The organism is Acinetobacter terrae, assembly GCF_013004375.1.
Lineage (GTDB): Bacteria > Pseudomonadota > Gammaproteobacteria > Pseudomonadales > Moraxellaceae > Acinetobacter > Acinetobacter terrae.
The window spans coordinates 1-20,090 of the sequence record NZ_JABERI010000026.1; the positions used below are offsets into that span (position 1 = coordinate 1).

20 protein-coding genes are annotated in these 20,090 nt (G+C 40.8%); 10 read left to right on the plus strand and 10 right to left on the minus strand.

The features are described 5' to 3' along the window. Window positions 1–598: 598 nt before the first annotated feature. The 3 genes from HLH14_RS11185 to def form a co-directional block, all read right to left on the minus strand. Window positions 599–2,662, minus strand: a complete 2,064-nt coding sequence (locus HLH14_RS11185) for a TonB-dependent copper receptor (RefSeq protein ID WP_086193888.1) — start codon at window positions 2,660–2,662, stop codon at window positions 599–601. An 88-nt stretch (window positions 2,663–2,750) separates the two neighbouring features. Next, a complete protein-coding gene (locus tag HLH14_RS11190) occupies window positions 2,751–3,176 on the minus strand; it encodes a DUF2946 family protein (protein WP_086193889.1) in 426 nt (141 codons plus the stop codon). Between the two features lie 91 nt (window positions 3,177–3,267). After that, window positions 3,268–3,798 carry a peptide deformylase gene (gene def / locus HLH14_RS11195; RefSeq protein WP_086193890.1) on the minus strand — a complete coding sequence of 177 codons (531 nt, stop codon included), beginning with the start codon at window positions 3,796–3,798 and terminating at the stop codon, window positions 3,268–3,270. A 119-nt stretch (window positions 3,799–3,917) separates the two neighbouring features. Here def and HLH14_RS11200 point away from each other — a divergent pair, with 119 nt between their 5' ends. The 3 genes from HLH14_RS11200 (at window position 3,918) to HLH14_RS11210 (ending at window position 6,938) form a co-directional block, all read left to right on the plus strand. After that, entirely contained in the window at window positions 3,918–5,075 is a 1,158-nt protein-coding gene (locus HLH14_RS11200; RefSeq protein WP_086193891.1) for a LysM peptidoglycan-binding domain-containing protein, read from the plus strand. A gap of 90 nt (window positions 5,076–5,165) precedes the next feature. Further along, a complete protein-coding gene (dprA, locus tag HLH14_RS11205) occupies window positions 5,166–6,323 on the plus strand; it encodes a DNA-processing protein DprA (RefSeq protein ID WP_086193892.1) in 1,158 nt (385 codons plus the stop codon). Window positions 6,324–6,368: 45 nt separating this feature from the next. Then, window positions 6,369–6,938: an L-threonylcarbamoyladenylate synthase type 1 TsaC gene (locus tag HLH14_RS11210; protein ID WP_086193893.1), complete on the plus strand. Its 570-nt coding sequence runs from the start codon at window positions 6,369–6,371 to the stop codon at window positions 6,936–6,938. 418 nt (window positions 6,939–7,356) lie between these two features. Here HLH14_RS11210 and HLH14_RS11215 read toward each other — a convergent pair whose 3' ends face one another. Continuing rightward, on the minus strand, window positions 7,357–8,271 hold the full coding sequence (locus tag HLH14_RS11215) for a DMT family transporter (protein WP_086193894.1): 915 nt from the start codon (window positions 8,269–8,271) through the stop codon (window positions 7,357–7,359). Window positions 8,272–8,433: 162 nt separating this feature from the next. Here HLH14_RS11215 and HLH14_RS11220 point away from each other — a divergent pair, with 162 nt between their 5' ends. The 5 genes from HLH14_RS11220 to HLH14_RS11240 all read left to right on the plus strand — a co-directional run bounded on the left by HLH14_RS11220 (window position 8,434) and on the right by HLH14_RS11240 (window position 12,039). Then, on the plus strand, window positions 8,434–9,213 hold the full coding sequence (locus HLH14_RS11220; RefSeq protein ID WP_378321002.1) for a helix-turn-helix transcriptional regulator: 780 nt from the start codon (window positions 8,434–8,436) through the stop codon (window positions 9,211–9,213). Window positions 9,214–9,415: 202 nt separating this feature from the next. After that, a complete protein-coding gene (locus HLH14_RS11225) occupies window positions 9,416–9,964 on the plus strand; it encodes a hypothetical protein (protein ID WP_086193896.1) in 549 nt (182 codons plus the stop codon). 175 nt (window positions 9,965–10,139) lie between these two features. Beyond that, window positions 10,140–10,685 carry a glutathione peroxidase gene (locus HLH14_RS11230; protein ID WP_086193897.1) on the plus strand — a complete coding sequence of 182 codons (546 nt, stop codon included), beginning with the start codon at window positions 10,140–10,142 and terminating at the stop codon, window positions 10,683–10,685. A 209-nt stretch (window positions 10,686–10,894) separates the two neighbouring features. Continuing rightward, the gene (locus HLH14_RS11235; RefSeq protein ID WP_171533084.1) at window positions 10,895–11,272 is read left to right on the plus strand and encodes an RcnB family protein; all 378 of its coding nucleotides are present in this window, start codon (window positions 10,895–10,897) and stop codon (window positions 11,270–11,272) included. Window positions 11,273–11,418: 146 nt separating this feature from the next. Further along, entirely contained in the window at window positions 11,419–12,039 is a 621-nt protein-coding gene (locus HLH14_RS11240; protein WP_086193899.1) for a hypothetical protein, read from the plus strand. Window positions 12,040–12,097: 58 nt separating this feature from the next. Here HLH14_RS11240 and adhP read toward each other — a convergent pair whose 3' ends face one another. Continuing rightward, on the minus strand, window positions 12,098–13,132 hold the full coding sequence (adhP, locus tag HLH14_RS11245; protein ID WP_086193900.1) for an alcohol dehydrogenase AdhP: 1,035 nt from the start codon (window positions 13,130–13,132) through the stop codon (window positions 12,098–12,100). Window positions 13,133–13,480: 348 nt separating this feature from the next. Between adhP and HLH14_RS11250 the strand changes: the two genes are divergently transcribed. Further along, the gene (locus HLH14_RS11250; RefSeq protein WP_086193901.1) at window positions 13,481–13,924 is read left to right on the plus strand and encodes an AAA family ATPase; all 444 of its coding nucleotides are present in this window, start codon (window positions 13,481–13,483) and stop codon (window positions 13,922–13,924) included. An 81-nt stretch (window positions 13,925–14,005) separates the two neighbouring features. Beyond that, window positions 14,006–14,950, plus strand: coding sequence for a hypothetical protein (locus tag HLH14_RS11255; RefSeq protein ID WP_086193902.1), 945 nt, complete (start codon window positions 14,006–14,008; stop codon window positions 14,948–14,950). 119 nt (window positions 14,951–15,069) lie between these two features. Here HLH14_RS11255 and HLH14_RS11260 read toward each other — a convergent pair whose 3' ends face one another. The 5 genes from HLH14_RS11260 to atpA all read right to left on the minus strand — a co-directional run bounded on the left by HLH14_RS11260 (window position 15,070) and on the right by atpA (window position 20,060). Beyond that, window positions 15,070–15,555 (minus strand): DUF2846 domain-containing protein, encoded by a 486-nt coding sequence (locus HLH14_RS11260; RefSeq protein ID WP_086193903.1) that lies wholly within the window; start codon window positions 15,553–15,555, stop codon window positions 15,070–15,072. A 134-nt stretch (window positions 15,556–15,689) separates the two neighbouring features. Then, window positions 15,690–16,109 carry a F0F1 ATP synthase subunit epsilon gene (locus HLH14_RS11265; protein ID WP_067725905.1) on the minus strand — a complete coding sequence of 140 codons (420 nt, stop codon included), beginning with the start codon at window positions 16,107–16,109 and terminating at the stop codon, window positions 15,690–15,692. Between the two features lie 27 nt (window positions 16,110–16,136). After that, window positions 16,137–17,531 (minus strand): F0F1 ATP synthase subunit beta, encoded by a 1,395-nt coding sequence (atpD, locus tag HLH14_RS11270; protein ID WP_067725903.1) that lies wholly within the window; start codon window positions 17,529–17,531, stop codon window positions 16,137–16,139. 26 nt (window positions 17,532–17,557) lie between these two features. Continuing rightward, on the minus strand, window positions 17,558–18,427 hold the full coding sequence (gene atpG, locus HLH14_RS11275; protein ID WP_067725901.1) for a F0F1 ATP synthase subunit gamma: 870 nt from the start codon (window positions 18,425–18,427) through the stop codon (window positions 17,558–17,560). An 88-nt stretch (window positions 18,428–18,515) separates the two neighbouring features. Beyond that, window positions 18,516–20,060 carry a F0F1 ATP synthase subunit alpha gene (gene atpA / locus HLH14_RS11280; RefSeq protein ID WP_067725899.1) on the minus strand — a complete coding sequence of 515 codons (1,545 nt, stop codon included), beginning with the start codon at window positions 20,058–20,060 and terminating at the stop codon, window positions 18,516–18,518. Window positions 20,061–20,090: the final 30 nt, after the last annotated feature.

Here is a 20,090-nt window from a genome sequence, read left to right on the forward strand (position 1 = left end):
CAAGTTGTTCTTCATAATCTCTTAATGATCTTCTTGCTACTTCGTCAGCAGCAAGCTAGGTCGGCTATATTACTCTCTATTGAAAGAAAGTCAACAGGTTTTATTGATTAATTTTCAACTTCCTCAAGACTTTCAGATTCAAACCTTTTAGGCTAAATCCTTGTTTCTCAACAAGTTTTAATCAACATCACCGCCGATGGATGTGCATTCTACAGCATTTTAGATGGCTTGCAAGCATGTTTTTAAAAGTTTTTATTTAGCTGTTGGTTTTATATTCCAACAAAAATATAAGTTATTGTTTTATATAATTAATTAATTTTAAATTATTTTTATATTTTTGATTTCTCATTTAAAACCTGCAGTCAAAACAAAACAACGCACTGATTTTATTAAGATTATAAAATAAAATCTCAAATTGATGCTTATTTAGAGAACGATTCTTGCTGCTTTCTTCGACATTTCTGTTATTTAATAAGCAAAATGGTGTGATCAAGCAAAATAAACCCATTAAAAAAGATCTAACCGATTGCCTATTTATCTAGAAAAAAAAGCCATCACTGAGACAGTAATGGCTTTTGTTAAAGAAATTCAGTTTGAATTAGAATTTCATACTGATACGTGCCCAGTAGTTACGACCAATATTATTAAATTGCTCATCAGCTGCAAAACCAAAGCCAGCACTCCCCGCTTTATTTAAGTGTTCGCTATAGGTTTTATCCAACACGTTATCAATACCCACAGAAAGGTCTACCCCATCGTAAACATGATAGGTGCCATTCAGTGATAATGTTCCAAAACCACTGCTTTCACCCAAGTCATAACCCACAATATTGCCTTGATCTTTACTGATACGATTTTGACTATCTACCACACGCCACAATGCACCCAAGGTATATTGATCTTGCACATAACGCAGATTGATACGTGCCTCCAAAGGTGAGATTTGCGGTAAAGGCTTATCGTCTGTGGTGTTTTTACCCCAAGCATACATCGCGCTGACATCGGCTTGCAGATGATCTGTAAATTGATAGCCTACACCTGCTTCTGCACCGGCAATGGTCGCATCCACATTTTTAGCACCTGCCGTTTTGCCATGACTCATCATTCCAGGCATGGCATGAACGTGATAGCTCATTAAAACATAATCATTAATTAAGCCTGTATAAGCCGATACCCAAGAACTGAGTGCGCCATGTTCATGTTGATAACCCAAATCAAGCTGTAGGGTTTTCTCCGTATCTATCCCATTAAAAGCATTGACCGAACCTGCATTACCATGCGCGGTACTAAACAGTTCCCAATAATCAGGCATACGTTCGACATAACCTACGCCGATATAAGTTTTGGCATCATGTTCTGGATGCTGATTTTCAAGACGGAGAAATGCGCTCGGCAATGTTTTGTCTAGTTTGCGATTATATCTTTTCTCTAAAGATTCCGAACGCAAATCCTTTACATTGACCTGATCGACACGGACACCACCCACCCATTTATTTTGATCACTCAACTGATAACTGAGTTCGCTAAAAGCACCATAAGAGCGGAATTTCATATCTTTATTACGCGCTTGATCTTGATACGGTGCCATTAAACTGCCGCTGCGCTTAGAATGTTCATTGTTTTGACTATCTAAACCGCTAATAAATTGTAGCTTGTTCCATTCATGTGTCACAGCCAGACGTGCATTCAAGGTTTCTCGTGCGACATTTGATGCCATGGGCATTGTCATCATCCCGCTAGGGTTAAATTCACGTAAGCTAAAGTTATCCATAACATGATCATTAAAGCTGTAGTTCACCTGCGCTTCAATTTTCTTGATGACGTCGGTGACATTTTTCTTTTCTACACGAAGTCCCAAACTTTCACGAGCAAATTGCGAGCCATCCATTTCACGTCCCGCATAGACTGCTTCACCATCTGCTTTCCCACCGGTAAGTTCGACCCACGTGTTTTCATCCGGTGTCCAACCTAACGCTACATCAGCATTCCAGCGCTCCCAATCCGAAGGAACAGCATTGCCATCACCATCTTTATAACTATCTGAAACTGAGCGATTGGCATTCAAACGAATATATTTCTGTTCATCTCCTACTGCGGCTTCAACATTATGATCAAGGCGACCATATGAACCCATCAAGACACTGGCTTGACCTCGGTAGTTTTTATCAGCATCAAATTGTTCAGGGTTACGTTCAAAAATGACCGTCGCAGCCGAACCGGTATTGGCATATTGAACCGTTTGCGGACCTTTAATCACAGAAATACGGTCATAGCTTTCCGGTGAAATATAAGAAGTTGGCGCATCCATCCGGTTTGGGCAGGCGCCCAGATTTTCTGTGCCATCCGCTAAAATTTTAATACGCGAACCAAACATACCGCGGAATGTTACATCACCATTGGTGCCGCCATTTTTAATCGAGCTGAATCCCATAATACTTTGCAAATAATCAGCGCCATCACTGGCTGGAATCGGTTGAATCGGCTGTTTAGGATCTGCATGCACAATCAAACCATTAGCATCATTGCCTTGATGTGCGGTTGCCACAATTGGGGCTAAAGTCTGGATGATTGCTGTTTGCTCTTGAGCAAATACTGAAGCTGAATAACAAGCAACACAAATCGCAGCCGCAAGTGGCTGTAAAAAGAATTTTGGCTGAGCCATTTTTCAATCTCACTAATACATAAATACGAGCTGCGGTTGAAGCAGCGCAAGGGCTAGAGTCAGTCAAGACCCGAAAATACCTTTTGATTTATGCAAATAGTGGTGGCGCTCGCCCTTGGGGCAGAAGAAAGAGTCGTTGTAAAACAAACCAGACATGACTAAAAGTCTTTTGGAATGCCAATAAACGAATTTGAATACGATCTAAAACTTCTTTGACTTCTAATTCAGGTGGCAAAACCAAATTGCCGTAAACGGTACAGTACTGACACTTATGACTGGCATCATGGTCATGCCCTGCATGCTGCTCATGCAGTTGTGTGTCTTGCTTTACTGAATGATGGGAATGTTCAGAAGAAGTTTGATGAATGGAAGTAGAACTGAGTAATAATGCACGCGTAATGGTTTCACAGACCGGAGCAATCTGATATTGCTTCGGCAGCAAGGGCTGTAAAAAAACAGCAATCTGTAAAAATACGGCTATACAAGATAGCAGTAACCCACTACGTAAAAGCACAGGTAAACCCTAAAATTTGTCGCGTCCAAGTATAACAAAGCCCAATCAAAATTGGGCTTTGTTAATTTTCATTTTATCTGAATATTGGTGCTTATCGTTTTACCTCAACTTTCTCTTTTTGGCGTTGACGAACAACTTTTTCGACTTTTTCACGTGCACGTTGACGCTTTAACGGCGATAAATAATCAACAAATAACTTGCCATTTAAGTGATCCATTTCATGTTGAATACAAACAGCGAGAAGTTCGTCTGCTTCCATCTCAAATGATTGACCTTCAAGGTTAATTGCCTCGATTTTTACACGTGACGGGCGCTCAACTTTATCGTATATTTGAGGTACTGACAGACACCCTTCTTCATAGGGCTGAGTTTCTTCAGTTAATGGGGTAACTTTGGGGTTAATAAATACCATGGGTTGATCTTTATTTTCAGATAAATCCATAACAATCAGCTGAATATGGTAGTCCACTTGTGTTGCAGCCAAACCAATGCCGGGTGCTTCATACATAGTTTCAAACATATCTGCTGCAAGCTGACGAATTTCATCAGTGACTTCTTCGACTGGTTTAGCAATGGTACGAAGACGGGGATCCGGGAAACTTAAAATAGGTAATAAGGCCATACGGTGTCCTCACTTATGCCATTGATCAAAAAACAAAATGAAGGAATGCTTCATCAAAAAAATGTGTGTAATATCGTTATTATAACGCAACTACATACATAATTTTAGGAATTATGATAATGAAAAAGGTTTTGAAGGGCATGCCAACTTTTAGTGCCTTGGGGTTTAAAAAACAATTATTGGCACTTGCCGTTTGCGTAAGTGTTGGGGTCGGCGTTGTCAGTGTAGCTGAAGCGGCACCTGCTCGAAATATCAATCCACCTGCATTAAAAGCCGGTGCGCCGCAAGTCTATGTGGTGAAAAAAGGTGATACTTTATGGGATATTTCCAAAAGATTTCTAAAAAATCCAGTGCGGTGGCCTGAAATTTGGGCAAGCAATAAACACGTGAAAAATCCACATTGGATTTTCCCGGGCGATCGCCTGCTCATGTGTACCTATAATGGCAAACCGCTTATTGGTAAAGATGAGGGTGATGGCTGTGAAGGGATTATCCGTCGTTATACTGGTGGCAGCACCAAGCTCCAACCTCAAGTTCGGGTTGAATCTTTAAATAATGCCATTCCCGTGATTCCACTGGAATATATCAAACACTGGTTAGAACGTAGCACCATTGTGGCTCCTGAATCTATTACAGGTACGCCATACATTTTAGGTACTGCGGATCAACGTGTTCTTGCTGCTAAAGGTCAAACGGTTTATGCACGCGGAAATGGTCTGGAAATCGGTCAACGCTATGCAGTTTACCGTGAAGGCGAACCGTATATGTTTACGGATGCCAAGGGTAAAAAATACAATGCCGGTCTTGAGTTAATTCAAGTTGCATCAGGCATTGCTGTTCGCGGTGAAAATGACATTACTACCCTTGAACTGACAGATACTTATAATGCTGAAGTTCGTCGTGGTGATCGGGTTCTTCCTGAATATGATCCAATGTTGCCAACCTTGTTCTATCCAACCAATGCAGAAGATGTGGTTGCAGGGGGGCAAGTTGTTCGCGTGATGGGTTCCATCGGGACAGCGGCAAAACACAGCGTAGTGACCATTGACCGTGGTAGCTTGCAAGGTGTTCAAGTTGGACACGTGCTGACTGTCAACCAAAAAGGTGAAGTCGTCACCGATCCGAAAACAAAAGAACGGGTTCAATTACCTGGGCAACGTATCGGTAACATCATGGTATTCAAAAGCTTTGAAAACTTAAGCTATGCTTATGTACTTGATAGTGAATTACCGATTAAAGTCGGTGCTGGAATTCAGCCACCACTTATGGATGAATAATCCTTAAATCGAAATCTAGAAATGAGGCTGAGATTCAGCCTCATTTTATTTTTTAAACAATAAAAAGAAGACATATTTAAAGGTCTCGTTATGCTCAATTCATTAAGCTCCTTGCAGCTGGATTACATTCGTTTATGGTTTCTGCTACAACACTCGATAACCAGCTTTTATAAAATTAATAAATACTATCCCCATCTAGCTGAGGCAACACAGCCTGATCAAATTGAAACGTGGCAAAAGCTTGGTATTCACAAAAATCATATTCAGCGCCTGCGAGATTTTCATCTTCCTGAATCTCAGCTGCAATTTCAGCATTGTGTTGCCCTGATTCAAAAACATAGCGACTTTATTCTCACTCTCGAACATCCAGATTACCCGACTCAACTGCTGCCCTATGCAGATAAACCGCCTATTCTGTTTGGTCAAGGTGATGCTCAAGCACTGTTACAACCTCAAATTGCGATTGTCGGCAGTCGAAAACCCAGTGCCCACGGGCGACAAGTGGCTTATGATTTTGCCTATTATTTAAGTGATCAAGGTTTTTACATTATTAGTGGTTTGGCGGAAGGGATTGATGAAGCGGCACATCAAGGAGCTTTACGTCACAGTCGAACCATTGCCGTCATGGGCACAGGCTTGGACCAAACCTATCCGACACAGCATCAGCAACTGCGACAACAGATTATTGCCCAGTCAGGTGCAGTGGTGACTGAATTTTTACCCGGAACACCGCCTTTACAACAGCATTTTCCACGGCGCAACCGTCTGGTGAGTGGCTTAAGTCTTGGTGTGATTGTTGCAGAAGCGGCACTGAAAAGTGGTTCTTTAATTACGGCGAAATGGGCAGCCGAACAAGGTAAATTGATTTTTGCTATTCCAGGTCATATTTATAGTGAACATCATCAAGGCTGTCATCAACTGATTCGTGAAGGTGCCATTTTAGTCGACCATCCAGAGCAAGTGATTGAAGACTTGGCACTGCCCACCCAATGGCAGAATCAACAGCAGATTGAACAATCCAAAAATTCAAATAGCCTCCAAGTACCAACCGAAGCACCCACAGCATTACCAATTCACTTAACGCCACTCTATAACCAGCTGGATTGGGTGGGGCAAAACATAGATGACATTATTGCTAAACAGCAATCAGATATCGGCACATTGACTAGTCAACTGATGGAATTAGAGTTACTTGGCTTATGTATGCAACAGGCAGGTTTATATCTACGTTGTCGCCCAAGCAAATAAGGTTCACAATATCCCGCTTAAATGTATTTAAAGGGATAAGATCCAATGATTACCACCTCTGTTGCCGAAGCTGCTCAATGTTTAAAACAAGGACAGGTTTTAGCATACCCTACAGAGGCAGTTTGGGGCTTAGGCTGTGATCCTTTTAATGAACAGGCTTTCCTGGAAATTTTACGCTTAAAGCAACGCCCGATTGAAAAAGGGGTGATTTTATTGGCGGCACAAATTGCGCAAGTTGAACATCTCTTAGAACCCCTCACTGCAGAAATGCGTGAAAAAGTGATCGATTCCTGGGGTCATCGCTCACCGACTGAACGAGCGACCACCTGGTTACTTCCTGCAGGTGAGCATATTCCAAAATGGATTAAAGGTAACCATCCTAAAGTGGCGGTTCGTGTCACCACCCACCCTTTATGCGTGGCGCTATGCAATGCGTTTAATGGTTTTATTGTATCGACCAGTGCCAATCCTGCCGGCGGCAACCCTGCACACTCACTTCAAGAAGCCAATCAATATTTCTCAACTCAAATTAATTATTTGAATGGTGATTTGGGTCTCAGCCAAGAACCAAGCCGAATTATTGATGCTGAAACAGGTGAAGTGATCCGCGCTTAAAGCGGATCATTTTGATGACTAGATTGACAAATACCAATTTTTGGACAAAAAAAAGCTCAACCATATAGGGACGGCTGAGCATAAAAAGGATGTGCATAAATCACATCCAGAGGGTCTGTAAATCTGGTTGCAAAAGTTTAAATATTATTAAGAAATACTTAAACATTCACGATATAAATATTATCTAATAAATTGTGCTTCTATACAAATATATTATTTATCTTATAAAACACTTAAAAACTATGAAACATTCATCATATTTTCTTAACAATTTAAATTATCTCACTATTTTTTAATCATCTTTTTTATAAATAATCGTTTCAAGCTATGATTAAAACGATTATTCATCTCCCAATTCAATTAAAAATGAGTGAAAAAAATTAATTCATTTGTTGTTTTTTTAATCTATTTTTTTAATTTAAGCATTCAATTTTACTGTTTCTACTGTCGCCACTTTCTTTTGCGCCAATAAAATTCCCAGCAAAATGACCACGCCACCCATACTGTGATAAATCGTCCAAGCTTCAGCTAACCACAGATTGGCAATAATCGCAGTACAGACCGGCATCAAGTTCATAAAAATACTGGTTCGATTCGGTCCAATCATTTGTACTGCCATCATCCACACCAAGGGTGCAATCAAGGAAGGGAAAATACCGGCATAGACAACACTGCCGACATTGTGTTGATCAATCGCATCCAATCCTAACCACAAAACAAAGGGCAAATGGTAAAGCAAAGCAAAAACAATCTGCACATATAAACTAATCATTAATGGAATTTGTAGCTGCCACTTTTTCAGGAACACGCCATAAAAAGCATAGAAAAATACTGCCAGTACCATCATGACATCGCCAAGATGGCCACCTGACTGCACCAGATTCAGCGGATTTCCCTGTGCCATCACATAGAGCAAACCGGCAAAAGATAAAATACTGCCCACCACTGCAAAACGGTTAGGAATCTCCTTGAGCATGAGCATGGAAACAAAGATGGTAAACACTGGAATAAAGGCATTAATAATGCCCATATTGGTCGCCGTCGTATAATGCGCTGCGGTATAACCCAAGCCTTGGTACAGTACCATGCCAAAAGCCCCCAATACTGCGAGCTGTTTCCAGTGCTGCATAACCAACTGACGTTCACGCCAGACTTTAGCCAACATAAAGGGTGTTAAAACCAGGAAAGCGATTAGCCAACGATAAAAACTTATACTGACAGGAGAAATATAATCTGCCACATAGCGTGTCACCGTGATATTCATTGACCAGATTAAAACCGCCAGTAATGGCAAACCGAGTGCCCACCAGACGGTTTTATTTTGCTGTGCCATGTCCTTTCCTGTACTTGAATATCCAGTATTCATTTTTACTGAAGTCTGAAATAATTAGAATATCGGATTTCAGACATTCATATCGAGCTACAGACACCTATAGATCGCTTCACTGCTGTGTAAGTAAAATTCATGATCTTTATAAAATTGATGCAGTGACATATAAAAACCAGAAACAAGGACATTCACATGCTGGAACATATTGAACAATATATAGAAGTGGATGATTTCTTTTATCAAAAGGATGAAATTGTTGCGCCACACAGTTCCTTATGGGGCGATTTCAATTTTAGTTTGAACGGTATTCTGGAATATGAAATTGAAGGACAAATTTATCTGTCACCACCGAATTACGGCCTCTGGTTGCCGCCTCAAACAGCACATGCTTCTATCGCACTGGATGAACAAATCACCCATTATGTCTGTATTCGAATCCATCCGTCACTCTCTGAACATTTTGCATCTTGCAGCAAAACTTTAAGTATTCGCCCCTTTCTTCGGCATTTGATACATGAAATTTTAGAACAAAAACAGCAAGGCATAACAACCACACATTATCGGCATTTATTACAAGTGCTGATGGATCAACTGAAAACTGCACCGGCTTATGAGCATTATTTACCGCAAACCAGTCATGTCTTGCTTAAGCCGCTCTTACAGCAATTAGCCAATCCGCAGCTATTTCACAAAAGTTTGCAGCAACTGCTCCGCAACTCATCCATAAGCGAACGGCATTTACTACGTTTAAGCCAGCAAGAATTACAATTGAGCTTATCTGAATGGCGTAATCGGGCGAAAATTTTATATGCGATCACTCAGATTCGCCAAGGCAAGACCGTGAAAAAACTGGCCTATGAACTGGGTTATCAGCACAGTTCCAGCTTTATTGAATTCTTTAAACGCTATACCGAACAAACCCCTGCACAGCTGCGTGATGTCTAATATTTACATGACTTTAAATTACCTTTTTTGCAATTTTCGGTAGATAACCCAACAAAAAAACCATAGTCAGCAGCCAGAGAAGTATGCGATTTTGATAACCATACTCAACGACAACCATACTCAACTTAGTATGTGCCGTATTTTTAAATTTGAATAAATAGAATCAGGTTTGATGATTGAATTAAACTTGTGAGGATGCGTTATGAAAAAACGATTACTGGCTTCACTGTGTTTTGCGGCTATGGCATTAACGGCGTGTGATAAAAAACCAAATGAAGCACCTGCATCGTCATCGACTAGCCCAGCGGCAACTCCCCCTGCTAGCACTCAACCCGCAACCGCTGCCTTAAGCTCAAACAATGCCGCAGATATTAAAAATGATTTAAAGCAAATTGAAACGCTCTCCAACAGTCGAGCCAAAGAAGCATCAGCCTTGCAAAATAAAGCCAATGAAGCTGCACAAAAAAGTGATAAAGCTTCTTTAAATGCGATTGTTGCGGACATGAAAACCTACATTGCACGCTTTAATCAAGACCTCGATGCTTTAAAGCTGAAAAGTTCAGAGCTTGATGCTGTCCGCGACAAAATCAAAGAATCCAATAATATTGGTATAGAACTTTCTGAAGCGAGTATTGCCAATACACCCGATAGCAAAAAAATCACTGAACTGCAAAATCGGGCCACTAAATTGCAAAAAGAATTGGTTACTGAAATGCAAGCTTTGCAAACCAAAGCGAAAACAGCCCCATAATCTTGGGTTAATATCTAAAAAACAGGTCTATCGGCCTGTTTTTTAATTCATTTATCAATAATAAGATTTTCTCACAAATACTAAATTATCAACAAGCCCTAATAAATGCTTGTCGATAGGCGCAATAACCGTTAAAACAAAACAGTGATAATCTCAAGCATTTAAGGACAACAGAATGAGCCAATCCGTTTATGACATTCCTGTCAAAACCATTCAAGGCAATGACACCACACTGAACCAATATCAAGGTAAAGTTCTGCTCATTGTAAATACCGCATCTAAGTGTGGTCTTACACCGCAATATGAAGGCTTGGAAAAACTGTATAAAGAAAAGAAAGAGCAAGGACTTGAGATTTTAGGTTTTCCTGCCAACAACTTCTTGGCACAAGAACCGGGTTCTGATGAAGAAATTCAGGAATTCTGTTCACTCAATTACCAAGTCAATTTTCCACTGTTTTCTAAAATTTCGGTTGCCGGGGAAGACAAGCACCCGCTTTATCAAACTTTGACTCAAGCTATTCCAGAACGTATTGGCGAAGGTCCGTGGTGGAAAGATTTGGTTGATTATGGTTTAACCCCGAATCCTAAACCGGAAGTGCTGTGGAACTTTGAAAAATTCCTGATCAATAAAAATGGTGAAGTTATGGCGCGTTTCGCACCGGATATTACTGCAGATGATGCACGTATCGTTGATGCGGTTAATGCAGAACTTGCCAAGTAATTTGTAACAGTATGTAAGTATCTATACCGGTTATAGATACTTACATTTTTTATTCAAAAACAAAAACTTAATCACATAAAAACTCACACTTTAATACTTCACACTTTATCCTTTATTTTAATTATTCAACAACACTCTCTTCACCATCTATCAATAACTTAGGCATAAGCTGAACCTATAAACAAACCGCCATGAACACAAGGTGAAGTATGAATACTCTAGTAAAAGCAATCGTTTTATCATTATCTACTGCTTTGGTTGCTGCACCTGTAATGGCTGCTCCACAAGATCATCATTCGCAACAACACAACCAGCAACATAGCCAACAGTCTGCTCAAAGTCACCATAAAGCACCTGTTCAGCAACACCATAATGCTGCACATAAAAAAGCGGTGAATCCGTCACATGACTGGAGAGTGGGGCAAAAAGTACCAAGTCAATACTATGCTCAAAGCTATAAAGTAGACCACAAAAAAATTAAAAAACTGAGTAAACCCGGTAGAAACCAGCAATGGATTAAAGTGAATGGCGATTATGTTTTAATCAATGTGATGAGCCATAGCATCATCAAAATTATTGGTGGTTAATTCCAGCAATCTCGGTGAAAAAAGAGTGCTTCGGCACTCTTTTTTAATGCCTGAAAATAAATTTGTTATCGCTTTGCAACAATCGGTTTTTTCTACACATTTCACCCTTATATTAAGCAGCATTAAAGTAATGATATGAATTGATTATGAAAAAATTCATCCAAAATGTGGTTTCTCCTTTTGTGATGTTTAGTGCGGGCATTTTGTTGATGGGTTGCGAGCAAGCCAACTCTCCTGATTCAACAGAAAACCAAACTTCACAATCAAGCGAAGTATCTGAACAGGTTTCTAAAGAATCAGCAGAAACATCTAAGGCTGAACTGAAAAGTGGCAATATGTTTTATATCGTGCGTGACGTTGCAGATATGCAGCTGAAAGCTGGCGATTATGTTGAGCAGCTCAAGCAAACTCAAACTGATTTAGAAACTGCAATCAACGACAAAGATCAACAGCAGCTACAAACTACTGCCAAAACCCTGCAACAACAACTGACGGGTTTTAATCAGGCACTCACTGGTTTGAACCTGAAAAGTCAGGAAATTGATTCGATTCGTCAAAATATCATGCAAGCCAATCAGCAAGTCCTTGCTACTCCATTTTTAAATGGAGAAGTGGATTTGAGTCAGGTCGATTTCAAGAAAATCGAAAAACAGATGGGCAGCATTCAAATGGAAATGATCAAATTGGCCGGGATGATGATTCCACAAGGACAGGATGAACCAGAACAGAACGAACAAGACTCAAATGAACAAAATCAGGAAAGCTAATACTTAAACCAATTTAGACCAATTCAGTTGAGCCGAATTGGTCTAATAAAATTGATCCTTAAAGTCTCATATCGATCACAATACGCCCGTCGATTTTCCCGTGCTCCATACGGTCAAAAATATCATTAATATTTTCTAGTGGTTCCACATGAATATGGGCCTTGACCTTGCCACGCGCAGCAATATCCAGTGCTTCTTTCAGGTCTAAACGTGTTCCGACAATCGAACCACGTACCGTAATCCCTTCCAGTACCATATTGAAAATGGACAAGTCGAATGTGCCGGGCGGCAAACCATTCAAAACCATGGTCCCACCACGACGGACGATGGCAACCGCTTGTTCAAATGCTTTAGGCGATACAGCGGTTACCAATACGCCATGACATCCCTCACCGCCTGTGGCTTTCAACACTTCTTCTTTCACATCGACTTTAAGTGCATTCAATCCAACATCTGCACCCAAACTTTTTGCCAAATCAAGCTTGGTGTCATCGACATCAATGGCGACTACATTAAAACCCATGGTTTTGGCATATTGCACCGCCACATGACCCAAACCGCCAATCCCGGAAATGGCAACCCAGTCCCCTGTTTTGGCTTCCGTCATTTTCAAGCCTTTATAGACTGTGACTCCTGCACACAAGATCGGAGCTATTTCAAGAAGATCGACACCTTCGGGAATGACACCGACATAATCACCATCTGCCAGGCAATATTCGGCAAAACTTCCGTTGACTGAATAACCTGAATTTTGTTGCTTTTTACACAGCGTTTCCCAGCCTGCATAGCAATGATCACAGTGACCACAAGCCGAATAAAGCCATGGGACACCGACAATATCGCCCACTTTTAAGTGGTCAATGCCCTCACCTATTTCGATAACTTCACCCACGCCTTCATGTCCCGGAATAAAGGGTAAACTCGGTTTCACCGGCCAATCACCATGCATGGCGTGTAAATCGGTATGACAAACACCTGTGGCAATGATTTTCACCAATACTTTGCCCGGACTGATTTTTGGTATTTCAACTTCTTGTATTTGTAGTGGTTGATTAAATGCAGTCACCACCGCTGCTTTCATGGTATTTGCCATGTTGATTCTCTCCATATAACCCATACTGAGATGGTTCTTTTTTAAAGACCATAGTTCACTATATCGGGCAATAAATAGCCAACAGTAGGGGTTTTGTAGAGGATTTGCTCGTTTTGAATTATTGTTGCAGCCCATCTATAGGGCATCTTTCAGCTAAGATTTAAATGAATAAAATAAATTGCTTATTCATCAATTCCCCATAAAAACTCGATTTCTAGGCATTTTAAAAATACTGAAGCGATTAGCCGCCGTCCACAACATTCAAAATGTATGTCTTTTAATGGAATTTTGCCACATTGGTGATTGCATGATTTAATGAAGATTCTCTTTCTAGTTCGCAGATTTTTCATGCAACTGATTATTTTTACCGGTGTTCAGGCTTCAGGTAAATCCTCTTTTTATTTACTGAATCTGCATCACAGTCATTTGCGAATTAATTTGGATATGCTAAAAACACGGCATCGTGAAAATCTAATTTTTGAAGCGTGTTTAGCGGGTAAAGCCAAATGTGTCATTGATAATACCAACCCAACAAAAGCAGATCGCGCACGTTATATTGAGCGTGCTAAAGCTGCCGGTTTTGAAGTGATTTCTTATTTCTTTGAAACGGATTTAAACAGTACTTTACAACGAAATAATCAACGTATTGGCAAAGCCAATATTCCTGAAGTCGGTGTTAAAGCGACTTATAAAAAATTAGAACAACCCAGTTTAGATGAAGGTTTTGATGAAATTTTTAAGGTGAAGATTGTGGGAAATGGAGAGTTTTCTATTTCAGCTATAAATAATTGATGTTTTTATAAAAAAACAGTAACCACTTCTCATTTTTCCTATAAAATGTGCAAATAGAAATATAGAAAAACATTTTATATAATGAAAAAAATTGTTCTTGGGGTGGTCTGTTTAGCAATCATGGTATATGGCGTGTTGCATTTCATCATGCCTGAAAAAACCACGCCACGCTTAAATCAGTTTTTTTCTAAACAAATAAAAGATGTTCAACTGATTCAAGACTGGCTCAAACACAATCAACAACAGCAATTGTTATTGGTTGATGTCCTTCAACCGGTCAATCCGAAGCAAAAAGGTGCTTATGTTGAATACATAAAACAACGAATTGAATTCAACCAGCAAAATATTCAGCGTCTTGAGCTCAGTCACTATCAAAGCAAGGCATTTAAAGAAATTCAACAACTTGAAATTCATGCTCTACAACAATGGAATAATATCCATCAAAGCAATATTGTTGATGCTTTTGAACAGCAACAACATTTTCTAGATCTGCCCATTGAAGAGTTTGAGCAACTTGATACTGGAGCACGTTATGCATTTCAACAACAAGAAATTAGCGTATTGCAACAATTACAACAGTTAGTACAGCAAGATAGCGATTTTGTTGCAGATATTGACCACAGCCTACTTGGCGACTGGCTTAACTATCATTTAATGCAACATGAGATTCATCCGATTGTTGCTGAATGGCAAAGTTCATCCTCAACTACAACACGTAATCGTTCAGAAGCGTCGCAAGATTTACAACTATATAAACATTTTCACCCAAATACGGATGAATACAAATACATTAAGGCTCTTTCAACTCAGCTTTGGCATGTTGAACATCCCGCTTCATCCAATTTGGTCGCAGCAAACCCTCGACCTGTTTCATATGCTGATCAATCTGAAAAAGACATTTTTATCCCTGAAGATGCACCAAAAGCTGAAAAATTAAAGCAAATGATTAAGATGCAAAATGACAGAGTGAATCATCTGTTGTTAGGTCAGCTCAGACAGGCTTTCTTCGAGGACAATAAAAACTAGACTTTTGATTTAGGAAAATAGCTCAAACAGTTTTGCTGAGATTTTTAAGATGAAGGTTGTGGGGAATGGGGAGTTTACGACTCAAACTTTGTCTTAATCGCAAACTCAGTTTTTAAGGCTTAAGATTTTGGTAATTCAATAGAAGGTTTATAGCATGTACCTGCAACTGCCAAGCTATATTTTTCAATAGCTTGCTTTCCTTCAGCCTCATCGACTAACTTAACATTTGCCCCACCGATAAATACGCCTGGCTTAATGTACTGCTGAATATAGTAGTTTTTACCTGACTCAGCACTCACGCTTAAATGATTCGGTGAAAATTCTGATTGGGTTGATACCGTATGTGGTTTGCCCCCTTCAACTTCTTTATAGAAATACACACCTCGTGCAGTTTCACCTAAGCACTGTCCGTTAACCCAAATATCTTTTTTAAGTGCAGAGCCGATTACATTGTTTGAGCGATAAACAAAAATACCTGCATTACCTGCCTGAGGTGCTTGAATTGATTTTTGTAGTTGTACGGCTTGCTGATCTGCTTTAGGAACAGATGCACAACCTACAAATGCTAATGATAATAATAGTGGGATAATAACTTTATTAGACACCCGAAAATCCTCTTATTTTTATTACAAGAGCATAAAATATAACAAATATGTATTTTATTTACTAATATTATTTTAAAAAACATAGACATAAAAAAACCACCCTTTCGGGTGGCTTTTCAATCTCGAACCGTCTCTTATTGAGCGCGGTTTTTGATTTTGCGGATCGTTTCCAACTGTGCAACAGTTTCTGCCAAGGCAGCCAAAGCAGCAGCAGCGTCCAAATCGCTCTTTTGATTCGCTAGCAAAGTTTCAGCGTGTTTACGCGCTTCAATAATTGCCGCTTCATCTAAATCGTGTGCACGAACTGCAGTATCTGCAAGAATCGTAACCACGTGCGGTTGAACTTCTAGAATACCACCTGATACATAAATTAACTCTTCTGTACCATTTTCAAGCAAAACGCGAATTGCGCCTGGCTTGAGCAAAGTTACCAACGGAGCATGGCCAGGCATAATACCCAACTCACCGCCAGCACCTTTTGCAATTAGCATAGTTACAGCGCCAGAGTACAAAGACTCTTTTACACTTACAACATCACATTGCATAGTCGCCATGAGAATCTCCTAAATTAGAGTAGCTAATTAAAGTTTCTCGGCTTTAGCAATAACTTCGTCAATACCACCAACCATATAGAACGCTTGTTCTGGAATGTGATCGTATTCACCAGCTAGAAGACCTTTAAAGCCACGAATCGTTTCTTTAAGAGATACTAATTTACCAGGCGCGCCAGTAAATACTTCAGCTACGTGGAACGGTTGAGAGAAGAAACGTTGGATTTTACGCGCACGGTAAACAACCAATTTATCTTCTTCAGCAAGCTCGTCCATACCCAAGATCGCGATGATGTCTTTAAGCTCTTTATAACGTTGCAATACGTTCTGTACAGAACGTGCAATTTCATAATGCTCTTGACCAACAACTAACGGATCTAATTGGCGTGAAGTTGAGTCTAGTGGATCGATCGCTGGGTAAATACCAGAAGATGCGATGTCACGGCTCAATACAACAGTTGCGTCTAAGTGAGCAAACGTTGTAGCAGGCGATGGATCTGTTAAGTCATCGGCAGGTACGTATACCGCTTGGATTGACGTAATAGAACCAGACTTAGTCGATGTAATACGTTCTTGAAGAACACCCATCTCTTCTGCAAGAGTTGGTTGGTAACCTACTGCAGATGGCATACGACCTAGAAGTGCAGACACTTCGGTACCAGCCAATGTGTAACGGTAAATGTTGTCAACAAACAACAATACGTCACGGCCTTTACCGTTTTCGTCTTTCTCGTCACGGAAGTATTCAGCCATAGTCAAACCAGTTAACGCTACGCGTAAACGGTTTCCTGGTGGCTCATTCATCTGACCGTAGACCATTGCTACTTTGTCTAGAACGTTAGAATCTTTCATTTCGTGATAGAAGTCATTACCTTCACGAGTACGTTCACCAACACCAGCAAACACAGATAAACCTGAGTGAGCTTTCGCGATGTTGTTGATCAATTCCATCATGTTTACGGTTTTACCAACACCCGCACCACCGAACAGACCAACTTTACCACCTTTAGCAAACGGGCAAAGCAAGTCGATGACTTTAATACCAGTTTCTAAAAGGTCAGTAGAAGCAGCTTGTTCAGCATAAGAAGGTGCTTGACGGTGAATTGGCAAACGCGCTTCAGTAGCAACAGGACCAGCTTCATCGATCGGGCGACCAAGAACGTCCATGATACGGCCTAAACAAGCAGTACCTACAGGAACAGAAATCGGCGCACCAGTGTTAGTTACGTTCAGGCCACGTTTAAGACCTTCAGTAGAACCCATTGCAATAGTACGAACTACGCCATCACCAAGTTGTTGCTGAACTTCTAAAGTAGTTTCAGTACCATCAACATGGAGAGCGTCATAGATCTTAGGAACGCTGTTGCGTTCAAACTCGACGTCGATAACCGCGCCGATGATCTGAATGATACGACCGCTATTCATTGCTGTCTCCTCAATTCAAAATAATGTTAAACGGCAGCGGCACCACCAACGATCTCAGAAATTTCCTGAGTAATCGCGGCTTGACGCAGCTTGTTATAAATAAGTTGTAGGCTCTTGATGATGTCACCCGCATTGTCGGTAGCAGCTTTCATTGCCACCATACGTGCAGATTGCTCACATGCGATGTTTTCAATCACACCCTGATACACCACAGACTCGATATAGCGAACCAACAAACCATTTAATAGCTCTTCAGCTTCTGGTTCATAGATATAATCCCAACCGTATGAACGGTTCAGATTCTCGCCTTCTTCAGCAGCTGCCAAAGGAACGAGTTGCTCAATCTTTTGATTTTGAGTCATGGCATTCACAAAGCCGTTAGACACTAGATAAATACGATCTAACTCGCCTTTATCAAATGCATCTAACATCACCTGTACAGAACCAGATAACTGTTCAAGACTTGGAGCATCACCCACTTGGGTCGTTGCACCAAGAACTTTACCGCCGTAGTTTTTAAAAAACGAAACCGCTTTTTGACCAATTAAAGCAAATTGAACTTCAATTGACTGCTCTTGTTGCTGTTGGACGTGTTTTACCACTTTCTTGAACAAGTTAATGTTCAAACCACCAGCAAGGCCACGATCTGAAGAAACAATGATATAGCCAACGCGCTTAACAGGGCGTTCAACCATATAACGGTGTTTGTATTCAGGGTTCGCTTGGACCAAATGAGCAATTACACGGTGCATATTTTCGGCATACGGACGGCCTTGAGCCATGCGCTCTTGCGCACGACGCATTTTAGAAGCAGCCACCATTTGCATCGCTCGAGTAATCTTTTGCGTGCTCTTGATACTGGCTACTTTGGCGCGAATTTCTTTTAAATTTGCCATACGCTTAACCTAGTATTCGAAGGCTCTTTCAAGCCTCCGAAGGTTGATTCCGTGAACCAAACCGACTAGCTTTTAGCAATTGCTAAAATTAGTAAGTTTGAGTCGCTTTAAAGCTTTCAACACCTGCTTTGATAGCAGCTTCGATGTCTTTGTTGTAATCACCAGTTTCATCGATTTTTTGCATTAACGCAGCATGTTCTGAACGGAAGTAAGAGATCAACGCAGCATCAAAGTCTACGATTTTCTTCACTTCAACGTCAGCCATATAGCCTTCGTTAGATGCATAAATTGAAACAGCCTGGTCAGCAATTGAGTAAGGAGCATATTGTTTTTGCTTCATTAACTCAGTTACACGTTGACCATGTTCAAGTTGTTTACGAGTTGCTTCATCAAGGTCAGAAGCGAACTGAGCAAACGCTGCCAATTCACGGTATTGAGCCAAAGCGGTACGGATACCACCAGACAATTTTTTGATGATCTTAGTTTGCGCAGAACCACCAACACGAGATACAGAGATACCCGCGTTCACAGCAGGACGAATACCTGCGTTGAATAATGATGTTTCTAAGAAGATCTGACCATCTGTAATCGAAATTACGTTGGTCGGTACGAATGCAGATACGTCACCCGCTTGAGTTTCAATAATCGGTAATGCAGTTAATGAACCAGTTTGGCCTTTAACTTCACCGTTAGTGAATTTCTCAACGTAGTCAACAGATACACGAGAAGCACGTTCAAGTAGACGCGAGTGTAGATAGAACACGTCACCTGGATACGCTTCACGACCTGGTGGACGGCGTAAAAGCAATGAAATTTGACGATACGCAACAGCTTGTTTAGACAAGTCATCATAAATGATTAACGCGTCTTCACCGCGGTCACGGTAGTATTCGCCCATTGTACAGCCAGAGTACGGAGCCAAATACAGCATTGCTGCTGGATCAGATGCACCTGCTGCTACAACAGTGGTATACGCCATAGCGCCAGTTTCTTCTAGCTTGCGCACAACGTTAGCGATAGTCGATTGTTTTTGACCAATAGCTACGTATACACATTTAATGCCAGAATGTTTCTGAGCGATGATCGCGTCGATCGCCATTGCTGTTTTACCAGTTTGACGGTCACCAATGATCAACTCACGTTGACCACGGCCTACAGGGATCATTGTATCTACTGATTTATAACCAGTTTGTACAGGTTGATCCACTGATTGACGCCAAATTACGCCTGGTGCTACTTTTTCAACAGCATCAGTTAATTTTGCATCAATAGGGCCTTTACCATCAATTGGGTTACCCAAAGCATCTACTACACGGCCTAAAAGTTCTGGACCAACCGGAACTTCTAATACACGACCTGTGCAACGCGCTTTTTGACCTTCTTGAAGGCTTAAGTAGTTACCTAAAACAACGACGCCCACTGAATCCTGTTCTAGGTTCAGTGCCATACCAAATAAGCCGCCGTCGAATTCGATCATTTCACCGTACATTGCATCAGCAAGGCCGTGAATACGCACAATACCGTCGGAAACCATAACAATGGTCCCTTCGTTCTTAGCGGTCGCGCTGGTGTCCAGATCGCCGATACGCTGTTTAATGAGCGCACTGATCTCGGATGGATTCAGTTGTTGCATTGCGCTATACCTCAATCTTTTTAAAGTTCA

Coding starts and splice junctions, on each gene's coding strand:
- HLH14_RS11185 (WP_086193888.1), bottom strand. CDS start 2,662: ATGGCTCAGCCAAAATTCTTTTTACAGCCACTTGCGGCTGCGATTTGT.
- def (WP_086193890.1), bottom strand. CDS start 3,798: ATGGCCTTATTACCTATTTTAAGTTTCCCGGATCCCCGTCTTCGTACC.
- HLH14_RS11200 (WP_086193891.1), top strand. CDS start 3,918: ATGAAAAAGGTTTTGAAGGGCATGCCAACTTTTAGTGCCTTGGGGTTT.
- dprA (WP_086193892.1), top strand. CDS start 5,166: ATGCTCAATTCATTAAGCTCCTTGCAGCTGGATTACATTCGTTTATGG.
- HLH14_RS11210 (WP_086193893.1), top strand. CDS start 6,369: ATGATTACCACCTCTGTTGCCGAAGCTGCTCAATGTTTAAAACAAGGA.
- HLH14_RS11215 (WP_086193894.1), bottom strand. CDS start 8,271: ATGGCACAGCAAAATAAAACCGTCTGGTGGGCACTCGGTTTGCCATTA.
- HLH14_RS11225 (WP_086193896.1), top strand. CDS start 9,416: ATGAAAAAACGATTACTGGCTTCACTGTGTTTTGCGGCTATGGCATTA.
- HLH14_RS11230 (WP_086193897.1), top strand. CDS start 10,140: ATGAGCCAATCCGTTTATGACATTCCTGTCAAAACCATTCAAGGCAAT.
- HLH14_RS11235 (WP_171533084.1), top strand. CDS start 10,895: ATGAATACTCTAGTAAAAGCAATCGTTTTATCATTATCTACTGCTTTG.
- HLH14_RS11240 (WP_086193899.1), top strand. CDS start 11,419: ATGAAAAAATTCATCCAAAATGTGGTTTCTCCTTTTGTGATGTTTAGT.
- adhP (WP_086193900.1), bottom strand. CDS start 13,132: ATGGCAAATACCATGAAAGCAGCGGTGGTGACTGCATTTAATCAACCA.
- HLH14_RS11250 (WP_086193901.1), top strand. CDS start 13,481: ATGCAACTGATTATTTTTACCGGTGTTCAGGCTTCAGGTAAATCCTCT.
- HLH14_RS11255 (WP_086193902.1), top strand. CDS start 14,006: ATGAAAAAAATTGTTCTTGGGGTGGTCTGTTTAGCAATCATGGTATAT.
- HLH14_RS11265 (WP_067725905.1), bottom strand. CDS start 16,109: ATGGCGACTATGCAATGTGATGTTGTAAGTGTAAAAGAGTCTTTGTAC.
- atpD (WP_067725903.1), bottom strand. CDS start 17,531: ATGAATAGCGGTCGTATCATTCAGATCATCGGCGCGGTTATCGACGTC.
- atpG (WP_067725901.1), bottom strand. CDS start 18,427: ATGGCAAATTTAAAAGAAATTCGCGCCAAAGTAGCCAGTATCAAGAGC.
- atpA (WP_067725899.1), bottom strand. CDS start 20,060: ATGCAACAACTGAATCCATCCGAGATCAGTGCGCTCATTAAACAGCGT.